The 4,169-nt window shown below is 28.3% G+C and carries 5 protein-coding genes and 1 pseudogene; all 6 read left to right on the top strand.

The features are described 5' to 3' along the window. Positions 1–788: pseudogene (locus tag GQ589_RS11355) on the top strand (hypothetical protein); the annotation flags it as partial. 2 nt (positions 789–790) lie between these two features. Further along, positions 791–1,222, top strand: a complete 432-nt coding sequence (locus tag GQ589_RS11350) for a hypothetical protein (RefSeq protein ID WP_160426298.1) — start codon at positions 791–793, stop codon at positions 1,220–1,222. A gap of 321 nt (positions 1,223–1,543) precedes the next feature. Beyond that, positions 1,544–1,957, top strand: a complete 414-nt coding sequence (locus tag GQ589_RS11345) for a hypothetical protein (protein ID WP_160426296.1) — start codon at positions 1,544–1,546, stop codon at positions 1,955–1,957. Between the two features lie 55 nt (positions 1,958–2,012). After that, positions 2,013–2,636 carry a tetratricopeptide repeat protein gene (locus GQ589_RS11340; protein ID WP_160426294.1) on the top strand — a complete coding sequence of 208 codons (624 nt, stop codon included), beginning with the start codon at positions 2,013–2,015 and terminating at the stop codon, positions 2,634–2,636. A gap of 3 nt (positions 2,637–2,639) precedes the next feature. Next, positions 2,640–2,936, top strand: coding sequence for a lysozyme (locus tag GQ589_RS11335; protein WP_160426292.1), 297 nt, complete (start codon positions 2,640–2,642; stop codon positions 2,934–2,936). 389 nt (positions 2,937–3,325) lie between these two features. Beyond that, on the top strand, positions 3,326–4,057 hold the full coding sequence (locus tag GQ589_RS11330; RefSeq protein ID WP_160426290.1) for a hypothetical protein: 732 nt from the start codon (positions 3,326–3,328) through the stop codon (positions 4,055–4,057). The last annotated feature ends 112 nt before the right edge of the window (positions 4,058–4,169 follow it).

Below are 4,169 nucleotides of genomic sequence, written 5' to 3'. Positions count from 1 at the left end.
AAGTAGATGAAGCGCATGAACATGTCAAAAAAAATTGGCAACTAGAAAAAGCGCAACGCATTAAACCCTCACTGTGGTGGCAACAGGTGGCACAAGTGCAAGCTCAAACTCAAACTCAAACAACCAGCACTGAACAAAGCGATGCTAATACTAATACCCCTAAACTGTCTAATCTATCAACTGATGGCAAGGCGTGGTTTATTCATCCCGTGGCAATGATGGATTATTTCAAAATAATTAATAGGGAAAGAAGTTGGGCTGAAAGTCCGTTTGCTTCATTATTAGGAAAAGTAGAATCTAACAATGATTATTCAGCCTATAATCAAACTAAACCAAAATTAAAAGCTTTTTTTAATACCAATTTAACATCTATGACAATAGAAGAATTAATTAATAAGCAAACAAAAAGAGAAATATTTGCTGCAGGACGTTTTCAAATAATTCCTCAAACTTTAAAGGCTGCTGTAGCTTATTTGAAATTAGATTTATCACTTAAGTACAATAAAGAAACACAAGATATTTTATTTGAAGAATATTTGATAAAGATTAAAAGGAAAAACATAATAAAATATTTAGAGCATGATGGCGATATTGAAGATGCAATTTATGATTGGGCTAAAGAGTTTGCATCAGCTGGAGTACGTAAAAGTAAAATGATAAGTGGGGGACGAATTGCTGCTTTTGAAGGTTCATCATATTATCAAGGTGATGGGCTGAATTCGGCCCATATACTACCAGATGAAATGGTTAAGGTATTAAGAGAATCGAAAAATGGGAATTGGAAATAAATATGAAAATATTTAATTATGCTATTTTATGTTTTTTTATATTTTTAGTTAGTCACTCTTTTGCAAGTCAAATTAAAAGTAATACTGAATTAAATTTTGATGATTTTTCTGTTGGGACTAAAATAAAAATTAAAAATGCAAATTTTGCTTATCATTATTTAGTTAAGGTTTATGGATGTGGTGGAGGGGCAATTTGTGGAGAGATTAGAAATTTGCTTTCTAACAAAATTATTGGGTTGCCTAATGCTTATTTAATAGAAGATGAAAATGGAGAAAATGGATTTTCAATAGAATACCATTTGAATAGTAGTTTGATTATTATTTCTGGAATAATAGCAGATCCCGGTGAAAACGAAAGTAAAGAAGGTTATAAAAAAAGATATTATAATTTTATTAATAATAAATTAGAGTTAATTAGTTTAAGTAAAGAATAAGAAAGTCTTACAAAAAGGATATACAACTTTCCTTTATAGATTGTTTTTTTGGGCTGAAATCAGTTTATAAAAATTAGAAACTTCATTCTGATCTAAAAGATACTGTAAGAAAGAGAAGAATAAAAACATATTTTCCCGTTTTTATTTGAAGCAGAAAAACAGCAACAAAAAGAGAATATCGACGCAGCGTTAACCGAGAAAGGGCTACTACACATCACCGAAAGATGCAAAAGCCTTATTTTCAAATATTGATCTAATTGCTCGACAATTATATGAAGGGTTACTAAAAAATATTAAAAAATTTTATTAAAAGGTTGCATAATGAAAAAAATAATTATTTTACTGCTCATTTCTTTGTTTATTGCTTTTCATTCTTTTGCTAACTCTGTAAAGGAAAATTTTGATCCTTACGCTATATCATCAATAATATCAAGCACTTCAAATACTCCCTTTTGTTATTCATTTCTTATTGATTATTATCCAAATGGTCGAGTAAAAGAAAAAGGTTGCCAAGGGCATTATAATGCGACGGGCATTTTTGTGGGTGATTGGTATGAATATGATTTATTAGGTATGCTTGTTCGTACTAGGTATTATCATCCTGATGAGTTTAGTAAAGATTATAAAATTATTATGACCTACGATAAAAATGGTAGGGTTTTAACAAAAAAAACTTTTAATTATAGCGATTTATATGAAACAGAGGAAGTGGAACTTAATGAAATACCTAAATAAGAAACTCGCACTTATACTAATGTTATCGTCAATACTATGGAGCTCAAATAGTATAATGGCTGACACTAATAACGAAAGTAATTTAATTATACAAGCAGAAAATGGTGATAAAATTGCCCAATATTCTTTAGCTAATCTACTTTTATCTCATAGTATTGATGAAAAATATGATGACAGAGTTTTTTATTGGTATCAACAATCCGCGCAACAAGGATATGCACAAGCTCAGTTTGCTTTAGCTATTATTTATGAAGAACAGGGTAATAGTGAACAAGCCATTATCTGGTTAGAAAAAGCAGCCAAACAAAATCATGTACAATCTCAATACTCTTTAGGGGTTAATTACAGATTTGGATTTTTGGGAGTTAAACTGGATAATTCAAAGGCATTATATTGGTTAACAAAAGCGGCTAAACAAGGTTATACAGCTGCTCAAGTTGAGTTGGGTAATTTATATTTAACAAGTAGTGAAATTGATACAGATTATAAAAAAGGAATTGATTGGTATAAAAAAGCTACCGAAGCAAATAACCCTTTTGCGCAACTTAATTTAGGGATCATTGAAAAAGCGCAATCAAATTATAAAACCGCACTATTATGGTTTGAACGTGCATGTAAAAATAATCTAACTGATGGTTGTCAACTAGCATCTGAAATGATTGCAAAAAAACAACAATAAATCTTGCAAGAAAACACTCACAATCTTCAAAAAAAGTACCAACCAACACCAAAATCTTATACTAAAGGAACTACTATTGGCATTGGAGGATTTAAGAATTCAACTGTAGTAAAGATGATAAATAATCCGAAAGGATCTTATGCTTATAATTCATTAGAAGAAGCATGGTTATCTTGGAGTAACTCCCAAGGAAAATTTAATCAAGGCGTTAATAATCGAAGACGTTCGGAATATTATTTATTTAAAAATAATAAATATACTACATATAGTCATTTGGATGGAGAATATAAAGAAATATGAAAATAATTTTCATTATAATGTTATTACTATCTTTTGTTTGTTTAGCTAATGATTTTAATCATTCTTGTCTGTATACAACTAAATATAACTCTTTAAAATATAATATTAAAATATCCTATTGCTGCGAAGAGGGGGAATTAGACTGTAAAAATGTTTATTATGAAGGAACGAGAAAGAAGGATCAACTATATATATTTTTAAAAGGGGAAACTATAAATCATTATTCATCTCATCGCTTATTAGGATATCAATTTCAACACAATGATTATTATTACATTATTCGAGACAATCAATTAAGTATATATAAAAATAACAAGTTATTACAGAATCAGGAGCTAGAAGAATTAGATGATTAATGTAAATAAAATAATTAAATATTATTCAATAATATGCAATTAGTAAAAATATCAATATTATTTTTTTATTTCCTAACGACACGCTCATATGGAAGTATAGAATTTAATAAAATAAAACAATCAATTTATCATTGTTTTGATAATAGTTCTGATTGTCAACAAATTAAAGTACCCATAGAGTTGAATGATGAAATTGATGAGTCAATCTTATCAATTGACAAATTTTTTGGTCAAAATTATTTATTGATGACATTAAAATATAATTCTACACCTAATAAGTGTTATTCGCTTTATGAAATAAAAAATCATATTATTCAAACTAAAGAGAAACAAATTTTAAGCGATGGTTCTCAGTTATGCGATTATAAGAAAACCAATGATCAATTAATTAATCGTTTTCTTGATGGAGGGAAGTGGTATGAAAAACTTTATAAAGAAAAGGAGAAATATTATCAAATAATATTAGAAGATCAATGTATTGGGTGTGATATGGTGCAGCGTAAAATTTATAATAAAAATTTAAATTATTTATTGGTGACAAATGAGCATAATCTTTTTGATAGAAAACCAATAATTAAAAAGATAGCTGTTAAACAGGCTTATTTATATGATGATGCTTTGGAAAAATCAAAAACTAAAATGTATTTAATTGAAGATGATAAGGTAGAACTATTACAGTACCGAGACGATTTTTATCAAATTCGATATTTAACTAGAGCCCAGAAGTTAATTGTTAAATGGGTTCATTCGTCGGATTTACTGTAAATACCCCATAGTTAGTACAAAACTGACGTAGAAAATGCACTACGATAAAAGTAAAAGAGAATTTGAATATGAAAAAGATGACAGAATACAAAATCGTATTGATATTAAAAGA

The organism is Gilliamella sp. Pas-s27 (assembly GCF_009795865.1).
GTDB lineage: Bacteria > Pseudomonadota > Gammaproteobacteria > Enterobacterales > Orbaceae > Gilliamella.
Note: the sequence above shows the minus strand (reverse complement) of the source record. Positions and strands in the feature narration are given on the sequence as shown.

Bases quoted from the DNA above. Each gene is read 5' to 3' on its own strand.
- GQ589_RS11345 (WP_160426296.1), top strand. From the start codon at position 1,544: ATGAAAAAAATAATTATTTTACTGCTCATTTCTTTGTTTATTGCTTTT.
- GQ589_RS11330 (WP_160426290.1), top strand. From the start codon at position 3,326: ATGCAATTAGTAAAAATATCAATATTATTTTTTTATTTCCTAACGACA.
- GQ589_RS11340 (WP_160426294.1), top strand. From the start codon at position 2,013: ATGGCTGACACTAATAACGAAAGTAATTTAATTATACAAGCAGAAAAT.
- GQ589_RS11350 (WP_160426298.1), top strand. From the start codon at position 791: ATGAAAATATTTAATTATGCTATTTTATGTTTTTTTATATTTTTAGTT.